16 protein-coding genes and 2 pseudogenes are annotated in these 19246 nt (G+C 59.4%); 10 read left to right on the forward strand and 8 right to left on the reverse strand.

Annotated elements, in window-relative coordinates:
• The first annotated feature begins 157 nt into the window (after window positions 1–157).
• Window positions 158–787 carry a TetR/AcrR family transcriptional regulator gene (locus RTCIAT899_RS31740; RefSeq protein WP_135488254.1) on the forward strand — a complete coding sequence of 210 codons (630 nt, stop codon included), beginning with the start codon at window positions 158–160 and terminating at the stop codon, window positions 785–787.
• Here RTCIAT899_RS31740 and RTCIAT899_RS22515 read toward each other — a convergent pair.
• The 8 genes from RTCIAT899_RS22515 to RTCIAT899_RS22555 all read right to left on the reverse strand — a co-directional run bounded on the left by RTCIAT899_RS22515 (window position 784) and on the right by RTCIAT899_RS22555 (window position 9306).
• A complete protein-coding gene (locus tag RTCIAT899_RS22515) occupies window positions 784–1635 on the reverse strand; it encodes an NmrA family NAD(P)-binding protein (protein WP_015342103.1) in 852 nt (283 codons plus the stop codon). The genes RTCIAT899_RS31740 and RTCIAT899_RS22515 overlap by 4 nt on opposite strands.
• Window positions 1632–2465, reverse strand: a complete 834-nt coding sequence (locus RTCIAT899_RS22520; RefSeq protein WP_015342104.1) for an SGNH/GDSL hydrolase family protein — start codon at window positions 2463–2465, stop codon at window positions 1632–1634. The genes RTCIAT899_RS22515 and RTCIAT899_RS22520 overlap by 4 nt, the downstream gene beginning before the upstream one ends.
• A 225-nt stretch (window positions 2466–2690) precedes the next feature.
• Complete coding sequence (locus tag RTCIAT899_RS22525) at window positions 2691–3386, reverse strand: response regulator transcription factor (protein WP_015342105.1); 696 nt, start codon at window positions 3384–3386, stop codon at window positions 2691–2693.
• A gap of 1 nt (window position 3387) precedes the next feature.
• Window positions 3388–3765: a response regulator gene (locus tag RTCIAT899_RS22530; protein WP_015342106.1), complete on the reverse strand. Its 378-nt coding sequence runs from the start codon at window positions 3763–3765 to the stop codon at window positions 3388–3390.
• Window positions 3766–3767: 2 nt separating this feature from the next.
• Window positions 3768–4409, reverse strand: a complete 642-nt coding sequence (locus tag RTCIAT899_RS22535) for a response regulator transcription factor (RefSeq protein WP_015342107.1) — start codon at window positions 4407–4409, stop codon at window positions 3768–3770.
• The gene (locus tag RTCIAT899_RS22540) at window positions 4406–7615 is read right to left on the reverse strand and encodes a PAS domain-containing protein (protein ID WP_015342108.1); all 3210 of its coding nucleotides are present in this window, start codon (window positions 7613–7615) and stop codon (window positions 4406–4408) included. The genes RTCIAT899_RS22535 and RTCIAT899_RS22540 overlap by 4 nt, the downstream gene beginning before the upstream one ends.
• 376 nt (window positions 7616–7991) lie before the next feature.
• Entirely contained in the window at window positions 7992–8972 is a 981-nt protein-coding gene (locus tag RTCIAT899_RS22550) for an alpha/beta fold hydrolase (protein ID WP_015342109.1), read from the reverse strand.
• A 151-nt stretch (window positions 8973–9123) separates the two neighbouring features.
• A complete protein-coding gene (locus tag RTCIAT899_RS22555) occupies window positions 9124–9306 on the reverse strand; it encodes a hypothetical protein (RefSeq protein ID WP_015342110.1) in 183 nt (60 codons plus the stop codon).
• 176 nt (window positions 9307–9482) lie between these two features.
• Between RTCIAT899_RS22555 and RTCIAT899_RS22560 the strand changes: the two genes are divergently transcribed.
• The 9 genes and pseudogenes from RTCIAT899_RS22560 (at window position 9483) to RTCIAT899_RS22600 (ending at window position 19245) form a co-directional block, all read left to right on the forward strand.
• The gene (locus tag RTCIAT899_RS22560; protein WP_015342111.1) at window positions 9483–10400 is read left to right on the forward strand and encodes an MBL fold metallo-hydrolase; all 918 of its coding nucleotides are present in this window, start codon (window positions 9483–9485) and stop codon (window positions 10398–10400) included.
• A gap of 162 nt (window positions 10401–10562) precedes the next feature.
• Window positions 10563–11315: an SDR family oxidoreductase gene (locus tag RTCIAT899_RS22565; protein WP_015342112.1), complete on the forward strand. Its 753-nt coding sequence runs from the start codon at window positions 10563–10565 to the stop codon at window positions 11313–11315.
• Window positions 11316–11344: 29 nt separating this feature from the next.
• Window positions 11345–11761, forward strand: coding sequence for a cupin domain-containing protein (locus RTCIAT899_RS22570; RefSeq protein WP_015342113.1), 417 nt, complete (start codon window positions 11345–11347; stop codon window positions 11759–11761).
• Between the two features lie 75 nt (window positions 11762–11836).
• Complete coding sequence (locus RTCIAT899_RS22575; RefSeq protein WP_015342114.1) at window positions 11837–12862, forward strand: mechanosensitive ion channel family protein; 1026 nt, start codon at window positions 11837–11839, stop codon at window positions 12860–12862.
• Between the two features lie 65 nt (window positions 12863–12927).
• A pseudogene (locus tag RTCIAT899_RS34665) lies at window positions 12928–13821 on the forward strand (GAF domain-containing protein); the annotation flags it as partial.
• Window positions 13822–14688: pseudogene (locus RTCIAT899_RS32535) on the forward strand (adenylate/guanylate cyclase domain-containing protein); the annotation flags it as partial.
• A gap of 897 nt (window positions 14689–15585) precedes the next feature.
• Window positions 15586–16617 carry a substrate-binding domain-containing protein gene (locus RTCIAT899_RS22590; protein ID WP_015342116.1) on the forward strand — a complete coding sequence of 344 codons (1032 nt, stop codon included), beginning with the start codon at window positions 15586–15588 and terminating at the stop codon, window positions 16615–16617.
• A 65-nt stretch (window positions 16618–16682) separates the two neighbouring features.
• Complete coding sequence (locus RTCIAT899_RS22595) at window positions 16683–18227, forward strand: sugar ABC transporter ATP-binding protein (RefSeq protein ID WP_015342117.1); 1545 nt, start codon at window positions 16683–16685, stop codon at window positions 18225–18227.
• Between the two features lie 28 nt (window positions 18228–18255).
• A complete protein-coding gene (locus tag RTCIAT899_RS22600; RefSeq protein WP_015342118.1) occupies window positions 18256–19245 on the forward strand; it encodes an ABC transporter permease in 990 nt (329 codons plus the stop codon).
• Window position 19246: the final 1 nt, after the last annotated feature.

The raw sequence follows: 19246 nt of genomic DNA on the forward strand, positions 1-19246 counted from the left end.
CGAAGCGACGTAGCTTCAGCTGCGCGATCGATACTGGTTCGGTGAAATTCACCTTCATCGAAGAGCCGTCGTGGTTGCGCTTTCCTTGGCACATTGCCCGCAAATTGGGCGGCTGCTATGGTTCCTTATTGAGGTTTGTGACAAATGGCAGGATGGCATGTCGACGGCCGAAAGAGCTCTCACCCGACGCGAGCCCAAACAGAAACGTTCGCAGCAGACGGTAGAGGCGGTGCTTGAGGCGGTCCAACTTGTCGTCAAGCGCCACGGAATGCGTGCCATTACCACGAATCGGATCGCGGAGGCTGCCGGTGTCAGCATCGGGTCACTTTATCAGTATTTTCCTGACAAGCGCGCGATCTTCGCGGCCCTCCATGATCGACATGTCGACGAGGTACGACAGCTCATCGAGCAGACTATGGCCGCCTGCCGCTTGGCACCACTAGACGAATTCGCTCGTGAACTTGTCCAAGGCCTGATGAATGCGCATGCGGGCTTCGCGGAATTGCACGACGCCGTTTCGTCTGCCGTTCCGGAGAGCGCTCTCGGCTTCAAGCGCGCCCTGCATCATTCTTTCAGACAGATGCTGTCGTACGACGACCAGCAGCGGTACAGTCTCGATGAAAAGGAGCGAATGCTCTTTGTCCTTCCGGGAATGGTGGAGTCGCTCGTGCATGGGGCAGCGCATCAGGGGCGCGCCGCCCTTTCGCGCAATGGCGCCGAGGGCGAGGCAATCCGCGCCGTAGCGCTTTACGTGAATTCGTTTCAAGACATCGCGCCGAAACACTAGTGAAACGATGGAGCATTTTCGGCAGACCACTGATCGAACGAGATTGGTTCTCGCCTCAATATCCGCCTTACCTCGCCCGTTACCGTTTCAAGCCGTCCCTCGCGCACCGCGCGCCAGATTTCGACGAGGGCTTCGGCATAAAGCCCTTTGCCGGCCCATTCGACCGTGCGCGCGTATGCCTGCTGGTCAGATAATTCCTCGAAGCCGACAGGCTTGCCGATAGCCTTGCCTATCGCGGCGGCCATCTCCCCGTACGACAGCGCTTCGCGGCCTGTAATCACCAATGCCTGACCGTGATAGTCGAGCGTGGTCAGAGCGGTCACGGCGACGGCGGCGATGTCGTCTGGATGGATAAAAGCGATTTTGCCAGCGCCTGTGGACGAGCGCAGCATTCCATCTTTGCGGATGGAGTGCGACCAGCTGAGCGCGTTCGACATGAATCCGGCCGCCCGAATAAATGTGAACGCCGCTCCGCTACCTCGAATGGCGTCCTCGCCGCGTGCGTGCCATGGGCCAGTGCCGACCCCGGATAGCACGTCCAAGGTAGAGAGCTTGACGATGTGCCGCACGCCTGAGTGGCGCGCAGCCAAGGCGACTGCGTGATCCTGCATGTCGAGATACGGTCCGTCAGTCACGAGGAAAGCCGCGCCGACCCCACTCAGCGCGGCATCCAGCGAAGAGCCGGGCCTTTCGAGGTCTCCGGTGTGGATTTCGACGCGGTTACCGAAAAGAGCCCTGGCCCTCGTGGCGTTGCGAACGAAAACGGAAGGACTTGCTCCAGAATCGAGCAGGCGCTGGGTAACCCGAGCCCCGATGTTTCCTGTGGCGCCGAAAACGAGGTAATTCATTTGAGGCTGCTCCAACCCCGGATCACTTCGAGCGCCAGCCGCTTCTGACCCTCCAGGGTGAAATGCAGTCCGTCGCTCATCAGCAGCTCAGAAGGAGGTGGACTCCCCAACTTGGAGAAGGCGTCGACAACAGGCCCATCACCGTCTCGGACGATCTTCGCGACCCGCTCCAAGTCTTCGTTGCGAAACCGAACTCCGAACCTAGCCAAGCCCGAATGCGCAGCCACCTGTGCCTCGTTGACTGCGGGTGGAGTGATCCAGATGCTGCTCGCAGTGGTCTCCCGGGAGACGCGCTCACGCAGCTCCGCAATGTTGCGCTCTGTCTCCTCGCGATGGACGAGCGTCTTCGTTGGATGCAGGCCCTGCGTCCGTGCGTCATTCGTTCCGACGAGAAAGAGAATCCAGTCGGGCCGGGAATTGACAATCCCCCCGACCCGCACTAGGCCGTGCGTCGTCGTTTCGCCCGCTACCGCACTGATTGTGAACGATATCTGATCGGCGCTGCGACGCATCGCGAGCATTTCTCTCAGGATCACTGCCCAAGACTGGGGTTCGGACGTCAAGCTGTCGCCGAACGCCACTATGCGGGCTCCCTTCCGCAGGGGGAGGTGATCGACCATCGATGCCACAGTGTGGTCGGAAAGCAAGGCGCTGGCCGCTTCCGAGGCCTCCTTCTGTAGGCAGTCGAGTTCGTTTGCGTAGACCTCGACCGGCAGATTGAGAAGCCCGGCGTAGGCCGCCTCGCCGAGGCCAGAGCCGCCAGGGAGGAGGGCGAGCGTCCGCTCGGGTTGGATGACCTTCAAAAGCCAGCGCAGTTGTTCGTCCGACATCGATATTTCTCCACACTTGTACCGGTTGCACAAGACGAAGATAGACGCGCCTTCGGGGCGTCGCTACTCGCGTTATAGGCGAGGTAAATTCATGTAATCGTTATGTATTTTTTCGGTTCAGTAAGCTTTTCCTCAGATTTTGGCGGTTGCTTGCCGCGTGCCTGACAGCCCTGGGCCGCCCCGAGACCAGGCTATCTGCTGTCGGTCCCGAAGTTGGAATGACGCCTAGAATGAGACGCCGCCGGCCTCACGTATTGCGGCGGGCAGCGTCTCCCAGGCCCTGATCAACTCGCCGATGGAGCCGGCCCCCATTTTTCGCATGGCATTGGCACGGTGCAATTTGACCGTGACCGCACTTATCCCGAGGTCGAAGGCGATTTGCTTATTCAGCCGACCGCGTGCCACTTCGCGCAGGATTTCGCGTTCGCGGTGCGTCAGTGTCACTAGGCGCTCGATATTCCGCTTGACGACCAAAGCATTGGCCCGTCGCGCCGCGTCGAGCGCGATACCGGCGATCACGGCGTCGAGCAGCGTCTGGTCGCGCACTGGCTTGGTCAGGAAGTCGACCGCCCCCGCCTTCATCGCCTGCACGGTCATCGGAATGTCGCCATGCCCGGTCAGGAAGATGATTGGTTTCGCATTGCCGCTTTCCAGCAGATGATGCTGCAGGTGAAGGCCGCTCGCCCCCGGCATGCGGACGTCAAGGATCAAGCAGCCGGGGCTGTCAAGTATGTCGGCATCAAGTACTTCTTGAGTCGAAGCGAAGCTCACTGGATGCAGGCCCGCCGAGAGGATCAGCTCCGACAGCGCCTCGCGAACAGCCGCATCGTCATCAACGATGATGACGATAGGTTCTATTGCTTCATTCTTTTGCTGCCGCGATAGCGGTGCCGTTTTTCGGAGCGGCTGGTCAATTCTCATGTCACCCTCCATTTCTCGATTTCTGTAGAGCTTCCCCTATCGCGACGAGTAGGGCAGGCGCGTCGAATGGCTTTCGAAAAAAGCCATCCATGCCTTTGGCGCGGCCCTGATCGGCGATCTCGTGGCGGCCTGTAACCAGGAATACCGGCAGTTCCGGACGCGCCTTGTTGACCATGTCACGAAGTTCAAAGCCGTTTGTGCCTGGCATTCCGATGTCAGTGATCAGCAAATCCAGATCCGACAGACCGCAAGCAAGCAGATGTTCAGCCGACCGGAAACAGCAGGCTGCATAGCCGGCGGATTCCAGCAGTTCCTCCAGCGATTCGAGCAGTCTCGCATCGTCATCGACAACCGCGACGATCGGTCTTGTCCTCGTCATCCTCAATTTCCTCCCATGCGGCGCGAATGGATGATCTGTATTCCCAATCGTTCCGCTATGCGCACGAGATCAGCGAGCGATGCCGCCGCCATCTTCTGCATCACATTCCGTCGATGGACTTGCAGCGTCACTTCGCTGATTCCGAGTTGCGATGCCGCTTGCTTGTTGAGCAGACCGCTGACCACGAGCGGCAGCACGTCGCGTTCGCGTGGGGTCAGTTCGAGATAACGCCGCTTCAACAAGCTTAGTTCGGCCCGTTCCGATCGCTTTCGCCGATCTTCGGAAATTGCTGTATGAACCGCGGCCATGAGGTCCTCATCGCTGAATGGTTTGGTCAGGAAATCCACCGCGCCGTGCTTGATCGCCCGCACAGAGGAAGGGATGTCGCCATGACCGGTGATGAAGACGATCGGCGGATGATCGCCCTCGGCGATCTGCCGCTGCAATTCGAGGCCGTTGATATCGGGCAATTCAACGTCGAGTATCAGACAGGCAGGTAGATCAGGTTTCTTGGCCTCGACATAGTCACCCGCCGAACCGAACGCGATGGCGCGCATGCCGTGGGTCTCCAGGAGCTCGCCGAGCGCCTCCCTGATGCGCTCGTCATCGTCGACGATGAAAACAACATGGTTGTCCGGTGTCATGGCGCCGCTTTCCCCATGGTTGGTAAGGTGAAAATGAACCGCGCGCCACGCGGTTCATTTTTCTCGGCCCATAAACGCCCGCCATGCGCTTCGACGATCGAACGGCAGATGGCAAGGCCCATGCCCATTCCGTTCTCTTTCGTCGTAAAGAAAGGTTCGAAGATCTGATCCGGGAACTCGATGCCGTTTCCCCGGTCGCCTATTTCGATCTGCACTTCGCTGCCCAAGCGATGGGCGCGCACGTCGATAGTTTTTTCCCCTGCAACGACGTCCATTGCCTCCATGCCATTGCGGATAAGATTGACCAGGACCTGTTGAATCTGGATGCGATCGACCGCGACAGGCAGAAGCTTGTCTTCCACATCGATGTCGATTCGGATGCGGCGACGCAAAGCCTCGCCAGCCACCAGGCTACATGCCTCGGCGATAACGCCTGCGGTCGACAGGCTGACTCTATTGTCCACGGATTGCTTGAACAGCGCCCGGATGCGACTGACGACTTCCGCCGCTGAATTGGCATCACGAATGACACGTTCAGTGGTGATCTTCGCTCGTTCGACATTGACAGGCTCAGCTGAAAGCCAGCGGTAGCATGCATGCGAATTGGCGACGATCGCCGCCAGAGGCTGGTTCACCTCGTGTGCGATGGAGGCGGAAAGCTCGGCAAGGCTCGCCGCCTGGCTGGCGCGCGCCAGCCGCTCGTGCGCCATGCGCAACTCCTCCTGCATTCGAACCTCACCATCGATATCCAGGCAGATCACATTCCATTGCACGATTGCGCCTTCGCTGTCGCGCATCGGCGCGGCTCGCGTCTCGACCCAGCGATATTCGCCATCGAAACGGCGCAAGCGATGCCTGCGTGCATAGGGTTCGCCGGTCGACAGGCAACGGGCGTACTGTTCCTTGACCCCGGCAAGATCCTCTGGGTGCACCCCGGCATCGAGCGTGCCATTCAGCCGCGATTTCTTCGCGCCGTCCAAGTCTTCCAACTCGTAGCCAAGGAATTCCCGAAGCTGCTGGCTGCGATAGACCGGCTCGCCATTAGGCGCAGCGCAATCGATCATCGCCGGCAGCGTTTCCACCAATTGCCAGAGAAAGCGTTCTCTTTCCCGTAGCGCCTCCTGCGCGAGCATCTCATCTTCGATATCGATCGAGATGATATACCATTGTACGATGGTACCATCGGCATCCAGCAGAGGCTGCGCGCGGGCCTCGATCCACCGATAGGTTCCATCCCTGGTACGCCGACGAAACCGGTTTACGAAAGGCTGGCCGGTCGCGAAGCCATTCATTGCTCTCTGAAACATGATCGGAAAGTCTTCAGGGTGAGCCAAATCTCGCGCCAGCGAATCGAAGTTCTCGATGTCGGGTGTTGGTGTACCGACATTGTCCAGATATCGTCTGCTCGTATAGGTCATCCTGCGCGATGGAGCGAAGCTCAGGATATTGATCGGCAGGGTGTCGATCATCTGCTCCAATTGCCGCTTGCTGGTCTTCAGCGCTTCTTCGGCCTGCACCTGATCGTCGATGTCGATGGACACTTGATACCATTGCACGATCGTTCCATCTCGATCACGCAGAGGCTGCGCGCGCGCCTCCATCCACCGGTAGCTGCCATCTTTCCAACGCCGGCGATACCGCATCATGAAGGGGTCGCCGGATCTGAGGGAGTTGGCTGACGCATGCAGCACCTTGGGAGCATCTTCGGGATGAACCAGTTCTTGCGCCACGCGGGTGCTATCTTCGAAGTTCGCCCCAGAGAGGCCGAGATCTTCCAAAGATCGCTTGTTGACATAGGCCAGCTCTCCAGCAGGCGTCCAGCTCCAGATGTGGACCGGCAGGGCGTCCACAAGCTGCGAGAGCTCTCGCTCCCGATCGCGCAAGGCCTTCTGCGCGCGCACTTCATCATCGATGTCGATGGAGATTGCAAACCACTCAACGATCCCGCCGTCATCGTCGAGCAATGGCTCCCATCGACCGTCGAACCAGCGATAGACGCCATCTGCACGACGCATGCGATATTTCATTGCGTAGGGCTCGCCGGTCGCGATCGAGCGTCGGACCGCGTTCAAGAGCCTATCGGAATCGTCCGGGTGAACAAAAGTCCGCATGGCGGTCACCAAACGACTGCTATCCCGATTGTCCAACTGCCCGACGTCATCCAGGCCGAAATAGTCGAGCAGCCGTTTATTGAAGAAGGTTGGCTCACCTGCCGGGGTCAGACGCCTAATTTGGACGGGAACCATGTTTACGATCTGCTCGAGCTCCCGCTCTCGGTCACGCAGAGCGTCCACACTCTGACGCAATGTCTGTAAGGCGAGCTGATGCTGCCGGGATATGGCGGCCACAACCAGAGCTGAAAATGCCGAAATCGCCAGAAAGAGTTGAAGCATGATCCGGTTGTGGCGCTGGCTCTCGGCATTTCCGGCAAACTGGCTGGCACCGGATATCGTGACGATCGCGGTAATTAGCGCGAGAAGGGCGAGAGTGACGACAGCGCCCTTGAATTCGAATCGCACGGCGGCCCAAAGTAGTGGCGGCATGATGATATAGGCGAAGGGCAGGTAGCTGCCGAGCGAAAGGGCCGCGACGCCGAGAAGGATCAGCCCCACCGCGCATGCTTCAAGCCACCGCGCAACCGATAGCTCGGCCTTTCTGTTCCAGTTCTGGATCACGACCAACGCGAGCGGTCCGACGATCAGGACGCCCGTGGCATCCCCGATCCACCAGAGTGGCCAGGCCCCTGAGAAGGTTTGTGAAAATATGCCGAACCAAGCAAGCGTCGCGCTTCCGACCGTCGCGCTCACCACGGGAGCCACTCCAGCGCCTAACGCGACGAATACAAGAACTTCCCGCAGGGTTTCCAGTCGAACCGGCCGACCCAAAGCCCAGTTCACGAGCCACGCGCCGACCATGGCTTCGAGCGCGTTGCCGGCATAAATCAGAACGGCGGCGGGCAGCGGGCTGTGGAACCACAGGACATTGCTGAATAGCTCCCCGAGGCAGCCGACCGATACCCACCACGGCCAGCTCTGCTTGGGCGCGAGCATAAGGATTGCGATGAAAAGCCCGCTGGGGGGCCATATGGAAATGCCTGTTCCGGGTACGATTGCAAGTGTCTGTGCGAAGCCGCACCCCAGAATATAGGTCGCAAAAAATTGACCTAGGTGCAGGAGTTGGGGGCGGTACGACCAGACGCGCGTCATCGGCGGCTCCTGCAGGAAACATAAAGTTTGGGCTGCGCCAGCATATCGAAAGGCCAGTCTCGATAGCAGCATCAGTGATCCAGACTCGTACACTATTCCCGCCATTGGGCGGCGGCAACTTATGGAAATCCATGTATTGGCGGCGCCATCGCCGCTCTGGTGGAGAACCGTCAAGCCTCAGTGGTATCCGGGATCTACTCGGATGCCTCCTGTCTCAGCCAAAAGCCGCAGGTGGTTATGGGCCAAGTCTGGTGCGTGTTGGACGAGCTCCGAGAGAACGATGATGGAAAGGAATTGAAGAACTGGCGCGGCAAGGCCGCGCCAGTTCAGGACGGCTCGCGGAGGACGGCGGCTTGCCCCGCGAGCCGTGGCCGGCTCAAGCCTTGAGGAAGGCGAGCAGGTCAGCGTTGAGCTGGTCCTGATGCGTGGCGGTGATGCCGTGCGGTGCGCCGGGATAGTAGATATTCTTGGCACCCTTGATCAGCCGCACGGATTTGACGGCGGTATCCTTGATCGGCACGATCTGGTCGTCTTCCCCATGCACGACGAGCGTCGGCACATCGAACTTCTTTAGATCTTCGGTGAAGTCGGTCTCGGAGAAAGCCTTGACGCATTCATAGGCATTCAAGAGGCCGGCCTGCATGCCCCAGAGCCAGAATTGGTCGAGCGTGCCTTGGGAAACGTTCGAGCCAGGTCGATTAGCGCCGTAGAATTGCGGGGCGAAGTCGCGGTAGAATTGCGAACGATCCTTAGCGAGGCCAGCACGGATCGCGTCGAACGCCTCGATCGGCAGGCCTTCCGGATTGGCTGCCGATTTCACCATGACGGGCGGCACGGCGGCAATGAGGACGGCCTTGGCGACACGCTTCGTACCGTGTCGGCCGATATAGCGGGCGACTTCGCCGCCGCCGGTGGAGTGGCCGACCAGCGTTGCGTCCCTGAGGTCCAGCGCCTCGATAACGGCGGCCAGATCGTCGGCGTATCCGTTCATGTCATTGCCCGATCTCGGCTGGCTGGAGCGTCCATGGCCGCGGCGATCGTGCGCCACGACGCGGAAGCCGCGCCGGGCGAGAAAGAGCATCTGGCCTTCCCAGGCATCTGAATTCAGCGGCCAGCCGTGAGAGAAGGTGACGACAGGACCGGTCCCCCAGTCCTTGTAGTAGATTTCCGTGCCGTCCTTGGTCGTGATCGTGCTCATTGCCGGCTTTCCGGGGGTGACGGTGGCGGTGAGGGACTGTTTCGCAGTTTTGGCGGCGGCAATCGCGGGCAAGCCGGCGGCGATACCGGCGGTGAGGCCGCCGAGTAGAGCGTGGCGCCGCGAGAGACTAGCGGCCGACTGCTTTGAAATGTCCTGCATGTTTTCATCCTTCACGATGATTGAGATGCGAATGAGTGTGGCGATAGCTGGCCCGGAAAACTATTGGCCGAAAGCATCTGCGGATTGTGCGAAGGTTTAGCTGAACGCAACGAACGATTAGCGTTTGTGCCAGCGGGACCGTGAGGACCATTCAATTGGCAGACCCCGCCTCTTCGATGGGATCGGTCACTTCGACGGGATGCGAGCTCGCCTCGATCACGATAGCATAGCGACGTATGCCGCCCGGTCTAGAATCGGCCGGCCGGCGAAAATGTCCGTTCTTTCGTGCGAGGCTCTTCACTTGGAAGTCTTCGCCGGTACTCACCGAGAGCATTGGCTGCCCTATCCTCCGGTATGGCTTTTCCTCTCCCTCGGCTGGATCGACCGCCAAACACCCCGCAACATAAGATCCGAGCCGTGACCTGTGACCGTTTCGATCACGCAAAACAGAAGCGCATCATGTCGCAGACAGAAATTAAACCTCACACGATTGCTGAATAGGAGACTGACATGAGCTTGGACATCAACTCACGCGCCGGGAGAACGGGACCCGACGAACTGGTCCCGTCGCGCTACGCGGTGCAGATCGGTGATATTGAGGTGCTGGTGATCAGCGATGGCGTGCTGCCGTTGCCGACCAAGATGTTGGGATACAATGCCAGTCCGGCCGATCGCGCGGCCTGGCTGAACGACATGTTCCTGCCGCAAGACGCTTTCGACTGGGCGCTGAACGCGGTCGTGGTGCGCAGCGGCAAGCAGACGATCCTCATCGATGCAGGTCTGGGCTTAGACCCGGAGTTGAACCTGCCGCGGGCCGGTCAGTTGGTCAAGCGGCTGGACGCTGCGGGCATCGACCTTGGCTCCGTAACCGATGTGGTCCTGACCCACATGCATATGGATCACGTTGGCGGGCTGCTCGTCGATGGGGTGAAGGAGCGGCTACGTTCGGACCTGCGGATCCATGTCGCCGCGGCCGAGGTCAAATTCTGGGAGGCACCCGATTTCACCCACGTGTCGATGCCGCCCGGTTTCCCGGACGCGCTTCGGGCTGCCGCCAAGCAGTTCAGAAAAGAATACGATAGCAAGCTTCGATTGTTCGATGATGAGCAGGAGGTAGCGCCGGGCGTCGTCGTCTCCCGAACCGGCGGCCACACACCAGGGCATAGCGTGGTTCGCGTGGCATCGGGCAAGGACCGGCTGATGTTTGCCGGCGATGCCGTGTTCGCCGTCGGCTTCGAACATCCGGATTGGCATAACGGTTTCGAACACGATCCGGAGGAGGCTGCCCGCGTGCGCGTCCGTCTTTTGCGGGAATTGGCGGCGAACGGTTCGTTTCTGGTCGCCACCCACATGCCGTTTCCTTCGGTCGGCCATGTCGCCGCCGACGGCGATGCCTTCCGCTGGGTACCGGCCTTCTGGGACTACTGAGGCCCGTAAGCTTGAAGGCCGAGCCGGCGCAACCAAGCTAGCGCCCCGGCTCGGCAAACAAGATCGACCGCCTCGACGAGGCCGGCATGAATTAGGAATGCGCAATTTTCCGGAAACGAATGAACAACGCGGTGCGCGAAACGGCCGCACATGGAGAAACTCATGAAAATCGTCATCATCGGCGGAACCGGCCTGATCGGTTCGAAGACATCGGACCGCCTTCGCAAGCAAGGCCATGAAGTCATTGCCGCCGCCCCGAACACCGGCGTCAACACGATCACCGGCGAAGGACTAGCTGAGGCACTCGCCGGCGCCTCCGTCGTCATGGACCTCGCAAACTCGCCTTCCTTCGAGGACAAAGCCGTGCTCGAATTCTTCGAGACGGCAGGCCGCAATCTGGCGACAGCGGAAAAGGCCGCCGGCGTAAAGCATCATATCGCCCTGTCGATCATCGGTGTCGATCGCCTGCCCGACAGCGGCTACATGCGCGCCAAGGCTGCCCAGGAAAAGATCATCCGCGAATCCGGCATTCCCTACACGATCGTCCATTCGACGCAGTTCATGGAATTCATCGGCGGCATCGCCCAGTCCGCCACCAGCGGGAATACGGTGCGGCTGCCTGTCGGCTATGTGCAGCCGATCGCCTCCGATGACGTCGCCGACGCCATGGCCGCCGTTGCAATGGCGGCGCCCATCAATGGCATTGTCGAGATCTCCGGCCCGGAACGCATCCGGATGAACGAGCTCGTCGCCCGCTACTTGAAGGCCATGGGCGATGTGCGCCAAGTCGAAGGGGATCCCGAAGCCCGCTATTTCGGCACAAAGCTGGAGGACGGCTCGCTTGTCTCCGACAAAAATCCCCGCCTTGGCCGCATCACCTTCGAACAATGGTTCGCAACCTCCGCGCGGAAATGAGCGCCCAACTCTCAAGAAAGGAATTCGAGATGATCAAGCCTATCCTCGGCCTTACCCTGGCCGCGCTTCTGTACACCGCCGCCGCCGCCAATGAGACCGGCGAAAAAGATGCCAAGGTTACCCTCGTCTATGAACACGCACTGCCGAATGTCCCCGGCAAGAGCATCAAGGGTATTCTGGTCGAGTACGGCCCGGGCGGCTTCTCTCCGGGCCACAGGCATCCCACCTCTGCCTTCATCTATGCGACGGTTCTGGAAGGGGCGATCCGCAGCCAGGTCAACGACGGTCCGGTCAAGGTCTACAAGGCCGGAGAAAACTTCTCCGAGATGCCGGGCGATCGCCATGGCGTCAGCGCAAATGCCAGCAAGACCAAGCCGGCGAAGCTCCTGGCGGTCTTCGTCGTCGACAGCAGTCAGAAGGAACTGACCTTCCCGCTCAAGAAATAGTTGCTTTGGGGCGGATGCCGCCGGCGCTCGCCCCGCTCACTCCACCCCCGGCAAATCATCATCGGTGAGCCCGTCATGTTTGGCGAACATCATTTCCTGCCGCTCGTCCTGATCAACCTGCTCGGGCTGGCTGGCATTGTCATTTGGCATATCCAGGGACGCAGCCGTCCGACCGGGCGCCTGATCGTGCAAATCCTGTTCTTCGGCACCATGAGTCTTGTGCTCGGCCTGGGAGGAGTTTCGCCCTATCGCCTCGACGATGTCGAGCTTCAGGAGGCCGGCATCCTGCTGGCCAAATCCGCAAGGGTTCTCTGGTGGCTCCATCTGGCTTGGACGATGATCGGTTTCGTGCAGATCTATATCACCCTCAACCACAAGCCGCGGGAAGCACATCTGCTGCAGGATCTGATCGTCGGTGTCGTCTATCTCGGCGTAGCTCTGGCAGTCATCGGCTTCGTCTTCGGAGCGCCGATCGGCCCGTTGGTTGCCACGTCAGGCGTGGTCGCCATCATCATAGGCCTGGCGCTGCAGAACACACTTGCCGATGTCTTTTCCGGCATTGCGCTCACGCTCGGTCGTGCTTACGTCATCGGCGACTGGATCCAGCTTGGCGACGGGACGGAAGGGCGCGTCGCCGAAACCAACTGGCGCTCGACCAATCTTTTGACCGGCGGGCACAATGTCGTCGTCCTGCCCAATAGCGTGCTTGCGAAACAGGGAATGACCAATCTCAGTCGTCCTGACGAGACGCACTGGATTTCACTTTCCATGCACGTTGCCGCCACCCAGCCGCCGTCTGTCGTTGAAGACCTCATGCTGGGTGTTTTGCGGAGCTGCGAGCGTATCGTTAAAATTCCGCCGCCGTCCGTCGCGCTCAAAGCGATCGATGCAATGGCTATCGAGGTTGAGCTGCAGTTTTGCGTGGCAAGCCCGGCGAGCAGGATGTCCGCCAAAAATGAGGTCATTGATCTCGTCTATCGGCATTGCAAGACGAACGGCCTCTCATTGGCGATGCCGCCGGAGAGCCTGTCCTGGGTGACGGCCGTCGCCAGCGGTGAACCAGCAGCCATCAGCAGACCGCTCTCGTCCAGCAGGGTTTAGCCATGGACGCCGAGCTTCGACGCAGGATTGACGAACTTGAACAGCAACTAGGCTCTATGACGGCCGAGAACGCCGGTCTACGATCGGAGCTTGGAATTGCATTGGAACGCCAGGCGGTTACCGCGCAGATTCTCAATGTCATTTCCATGTCGCGAACCGACGTACAGGCGGTTTTCGATGTCATTTCCGAGAGCTCGCGACGGCTGCTTGGCAGTCAAACGGCGCTTGTGACGCGCGTCATGGATGGCATGCTCCATCTGGCAGCCTGTACGGCGGGAAGCCCGGCTAGCCACGACGAGATCCGATCTTCATTTCCAACTCCGTCGACTTCGTCAGGGATTCACAGCCGAGTTGCACTCAGCTCGGTCATGGCATTCCGCTCCGATATCGAAACCGAACGCGGCATTCCCCATGCCGTCAAGGCCATGGCGCGCATTCGGGGATACCGAAGTATTGTCGTTGTGCCGATGCTTTGCGACGGCGTCGCGATCGGCACCATCGGCGTTTCGCGCGCCGAGCCAGGGACATTCAGCGTCAGCCAGATCGATCTTCTCAAAACGTTTGCCGATCAGGCCGTGATCGCGATCGAGAACGCGCGGCTGTTCGAAGAGCTGCAGGAGCGGACGAGGCAGCTATCCAAGTCTCTCGACGATCTCAGCGCCGCGCAGGATCGTCTGGTGCAGACCGAAAAACTGGCCTCGCTCGGGCAGCTTACTGCCGGCATCGCGCACGAGATCAAGAACCCCCTCAACTTCGTCAATAATTTCGCCGCCCTCTCAGCCGAGCTGATGGATGAATTGAGCGATACGATCGGGCCACTCGCACTCTCCGACAATGTTCGCGATGAACTCGAGGAATTGGGCGGGTTGTTAAAGGACAATCTGCAAAAGATCGTACAGCACGGCAAGCGAGCCGATTCCATCGTCAAGAACATGCTCTTGCACTCGCGGGGAGGCGGCGTGCGCGAAGCACGCCGTCGCCAAGCGGAAGCGGAGCGCGCCCATGCGTCATTATCCCGTTATTTTTCACCTGAACTTGCCAAGCGCCTCTCTACAGGCGGGAATGATGATGACATGCAGGTACGCTGGCGCGACATCGCCGTGATCTTCACGGACATCACGAGCTTTACCGCACTCGTCGAAACAGCCGCTCCCGAGGTCTTGGCCAAGTTGCTCAATGAATATGTCGGCGGTCTCACGGATGTCGTCTTCGCGCATGAAGGAACGGTGGCTAAGGTGATTGGTGATACCATTCAGGTGCTGTTCAATGCGCCCGGCGATCAGCCCGATTATGCCACCCGTGCGATCGCCTGCGCACAAGCACTCGACCAACGGGCAGAGGCGTTTCGCGAGCGCTGGAAGCAGAAAGGCGTCGATTTCGGTGTGACGCGCATCGGTGTTCATGCAGGTCCCGCGCTCGTCGGGAATTTCGGCGGCGATCGTTTTTTCGATTTCACCGCCTACGGCGACACGGTCAACACGGCTGCGAGGTTGGAGGCTGCAAACAAGACTTTGGGCACGCAGATTTGCGTCAGTGAAAGTGTAGCGAACGCGGCAGAGGAATTCCGAGGACGACCGATTGGTGATCTCGTGCTGCGCGGACGAAGCCAGTCGTTGCGCGCCTTCGAGCCTTTATCGGCGGCGAAGTTCGATGGCCTGGACGTGGCGCAGTATACGGAAGCCTTTACAAAGCTCGAGCTAGATCACGCCGCTGCCATACCAGCCTTCGCTGCGCTAGTTGGCGCACATGCGGATGATCCGCTCGCCAGCTATCATTTGAGGCGGCTGCTCAATGGCGCCAAAGGAATTTGCATACAGATCGGATGATCGAGCATCAGGTTAACGAGCCTGATGCAATCAGGCCACGCTGAGGCGGGACTTCGTCGCCTCGGGCTGCCTGAAGACCCACCTGCATCGTCTCGGACCTTGGCGCCACCTATCGTGCATGGCTTTTGGGCGGCCCGAACCGGTGACAAAGCACCAGCGCGTCGAAGGACGTCTGCGAGCACGCTCACCTCGATGACTGACGTTAGCGTGCGGTCGAGCTCATTCTATCCGGTTGAGGTGTATGGCAAAGGACATTATCGCGGATATCAGCACGTTAAGCTCTTGGAAAGTTGATGGTCCTTGGTTCGACTCTCTTCACATCATTACGGATCTCATTTTTGGGCTATAGGTTGTCGTTCTTAAAAGAGTGAAGTTGCGGCCGAGCGAGGGGCGATTGCTTTGCGCCTTGACGTCGGCCGTTGATAACGGAACAACGTGCGGCCTGACATGATCCGCTGGGTTGCAGGTTCTGATCCCTTCAAGGCGAGGCCTTTTCTTCCCATGGGCCAAGCCTGTTGAGTTGCGTTGGGGTTTCGCGCCCGAGGTTGCTCCCAGCTACGACGTTGGGAATAAAGCCCGTGGGAGCTTGCTTCTTCCCTTGGGTTCTGAAGGCTTTGCATCAAAGCCGCTCTTTTCGCGGATGACAAAAACGCCAGAAATCTCGAGACTATTCACGCGTCTTCTTCGCGCTCAGTAGGCGATTTTGAATACCTCCAATCTTAACCGTGAATAAGTGCCAAGTGTGAAATATATTTCTTACCGTGAATTATATTGACAATCGGACTCCTTGGAGGCTAGCTGTAATCACCGGGCTCGAGGAGGAGACCTGGCTTCACGAACAAGGCGCAACATGCGCCATCGACTTTTTGGGAGGGGCGTCAGCCTCGAGGAGGATTTTTGCGCAAATTTCTAAGCACAACCGCAATGGCTGTTCTGGCTGCAGCGGCATTCGCTTCGACGGTGTCGGCGGCTGAGACGGAAAATCCGTTTCGCTGCAAGCCCGGCGAAAAATACGTCATGAACGTCATGGTGTCCGGCGTCGAATACTGGTTCCCGGTTTATGAGATGTTCAAGCAGGCCGGCCGCCAGCTCGGCTGCGAGACCGCCTACACCGGAACGCCGGAATATGACGTCAACAAGCAGATCGCCACGTTTGACCAGGCGCTTGCCCAGAACCCGGCCGGCATTCTCGTTCATCCGATGAATTCCGACCCCTTTATCGAGCCGATCAACCGCGCGATCGATCAGGGTACAGCCGTCGTCACCTTTGCGGCGGACTCGCCGCTTTCCAAGCGCATCTCCTTCATCACCTCGGACAATACGCGCGAGGGCACCTACGCCGCCGACGCGATTGCCGCGAAGCTTGGCGGCAAGGGCGAATATGCCGTGCTGGAAAATCCGGGCCAGGACAATCATGACAAGCGCATCGCGGCTTTCATCGCCCGCATGGAAACAAAATATCCCGACATGAAGCTCGTCGGTCGAGCCGCATCGAACCAGGACCCTAACAAGGCCTACCAGGGTCTCATGAGTTTGGTGCAGGCGCATCCGAACCTCAATGCCGTGTTCATGCCTGAAGCCAACTCGGCAATCGGCGCGGCCCAGGCCAACAAGGAAAGCGGCGGCAAGATCCTCGTCATGTGCGCCGACGTCAATGCCAACATTCTCGACATGATCAAGGCAGGCGAAGTGTTCGGCTCGATCAATCCGAACCAGGGCATGCAGGGCTACATGGGTTTCATGATGCTCTGGCTTGCCAAGCATCCGGAGCTGATCGACCCGATGAACGATGCCAAGCGTTCTGGCTTCAACCCGATGAGCATTCCCTTTGTCGATAATGGCCTGTCGATCGTCACGGCCGCCAACGCCGACAATTTCTATTGGGACAAATACCTGAAACGCCGTGGTACCAAGGGCATCGAGGAGTAAACCTTGCAATGCGGTTGTCCGGGTGAGTCCCCGGACAGCCGATGTAGGGTAGGGAAGGGGACGTTATGATGCCAGCACCGGTCTTGGAGATACGCGATGTCAGCAAATGCTTCGGTGCCATCAAGGCGCTGACGGATGTGACATTCACGCTTGAAAGGGGCGAGGTGCATGCCCTCTGCGGCGAGAATGGCGCGGGCAAGTCGACGCTCATGAATATCATCGCCGGCGTGCTGCAGCCGGATGAGGGAGATATCCTCATCGATGGCGCGCTCGTGAAGATTGCTTCTCCAGCCACTGCTCAGTCGCTGGGCATCGGCCTCGTCCATCAGGAAATCGCGCTCTGCCCGGACGCCACCGTTGCCGAGAACATGTTCATGGCGGCGACAAACCGCCGCCGCTCGCCCCTCATGAATTTCTCAAGGCTGGAGCGGGAAGCGCAGGCAGTGATGGACCGTCTTGCTCCGATCGATGTCCGCCGGAGGGTCGGCGAACTGCCGATCTCAAGCCAGCAGCTGGTCGAGATCGCCAAAGCGCTGACGCTCGACTGCCGTATTCTGATCTTCGACGAGCCGACCGCGGCATTGACGGTCGCGGAGGCGCAGCTGCTCTTCGGCATCATTAACGATCTGAAGGCTCAGGGCATTTCGATCGTCTATATCAGCCACCGCATGGCGGAAATCTTCAGCCTTTGTGATCGTGTTACCGTCTTTCGCGACGGCCGCTATGTCTCGACGGAACGAGTATCGGATATCACGGCTGATGATGTGGTGCGCTGCATGGTCGGCCGTGAAATCACCCAGCTCTATCCGGAAAAGCAGAACGAAGCCGAGCGCACAAGCGAGGCTATTCTTTCCATCCACAATCTCGGCGATGGCAGACGGTTTCACGATGTCAGTTTCGAATTGCGCAAAGGCGAAATTCTCGGTATCGGCGGCCTGATCGGCTCCGGACGGACCGAGATTGCCGAAGGTATCTGCGGACTGCGCCAGACGACCACAGGCGAGGTCCGATTGCGGGGCAAGGCGCTTCGGGTGACGTCCTATGCGGAAGCGGTACGGGCTGGCGTCGTCTATCTCTCCGAGGATCGCAAGGGTTCCGGCGTCTTTCTCGATCTGTCGATTGCACAAAACATTGCCGTTCTCGATTTGAAGTCGCTAACCGGACGGTTCGGGCTCTTGAATGCGAAGGCAGAGGCCGAGCGGGCAGGCGACCTTGCACGCCGTCTCGGCGTTCGCATGGGCGGTATTAACCTGCCGGTCTCATCGCTCTCGGGCGGTAATCAGCAGAAGGTTGCCATTGCAAAGCAACTGGCGGTCGATCCGAAAGTGATCCTGCTGGATGAGCCGACGCGCGGCATCGACGTCGGCGCGAAGTCCGAGATTCACCGCTTGCTGCGTGATCTCGCGCGCTCCGGGATCGGCATCGTCGTCATCACCTCGGAACTGCAGGAGCTTCTCGGTCTCTGCGACCGGGCGATCGTCATCCGCGAAGGCAGCGTCGCTGGCGACGTCGAAGGCGCGGCGATGACGGAGGAAGCCATCATGCGGCTCGCATCCGGTGTTGGTGCGAGACAACACATCACATCGAAGGCATCAGAGCATGCCGTCTGAGGAAAAAGTAGAGGCGGGGGATAAGGCAATGACAGATCACGCATTGGCGGTGACGAAGGAGCGCGCTTTCTCCCGGAGGAAGCTTGGAACAATGCGGGAAGCAGGGCTGATCGCCATTATTCTTACCCTCTGCATCCTCATGAGTTTTGCCTCTCCGCACTTTCTTACGCTCGGCAATTTCAGGGCGATGCTGATGTCGTTCTCGGTAGAGGGGATTGTCGTCGTCGGCATGACGATCCTTCTGATCGTCGGTGGCATAGATCTCTCCGTCGGGTCGGTCGTTTGCTTCTCGATGGTCCTGTCGGGATCGCTGTTCCTGATGGGCGTGGACCCATGGAGCGCCTCGCTGATCGGCATTCTCGCCAGCGCGCTGATCGGCTGTGCCATGGGCTTCTTCGTCACCGTCATCGGCCTTAATCACTTCATCACGTCGCTGGCCGCCATGGTGATCGTGCGGGGCATCTGCCTCATCATCACCAAGGGAACTCCGCTCTCGCTGTTCACGCTGCCCCCTTCTTTCAAGGCCGTCGGGCAAGGCACGCTCTATGGCATCCCCTATGTGATCCTGATTTTTGTCGCTGTTGTCGCCATCTTCGATTTCCTGCTGAGGCGTGCAACGGCTTTCCGCAAGGTCTTCTACACTGGCAGCAATGAGAAGGCGGCGCTTTACTCCGGGATCAAGACCAACCAGGTCAAGTTCTGGGTTACCGTCCTCTGCGCGACGCTGTCGGGGGTTGCCGGCGTCATCTATATGTCGCGGTTTGGTGCTGCTACCCCGACCTTCGGCGTCGGAATGGAGCTCAATATCATCGCGGCGGCCGTTATCGGCGGCGCATCCTTGAGCGGCGGCTCCGGCACGATCCTCGGCGCCATCCTCGGCATTGCGCTTCTGTCGGTGGTCTCGAGCTCGCTGATCCTGCTCAATGTATCGGTCTATTGGCAGGACATGATCAAAGGCTGCATTCTCCTGACTGCTGTTTCCATCGACCATTTCCTTCATAAGCGGAAGATTGCCTGAC

The organism is Rhizobium tropici CIAT 899 (assembly GCF_000330885.1).
Taxonomy (GTDB): Bacteria; Pseudomonadota; Alphaproteobacteria; order Rhizobiales; family Rhizobiaceae; genus Rhizobium; species Rhizobium tropici.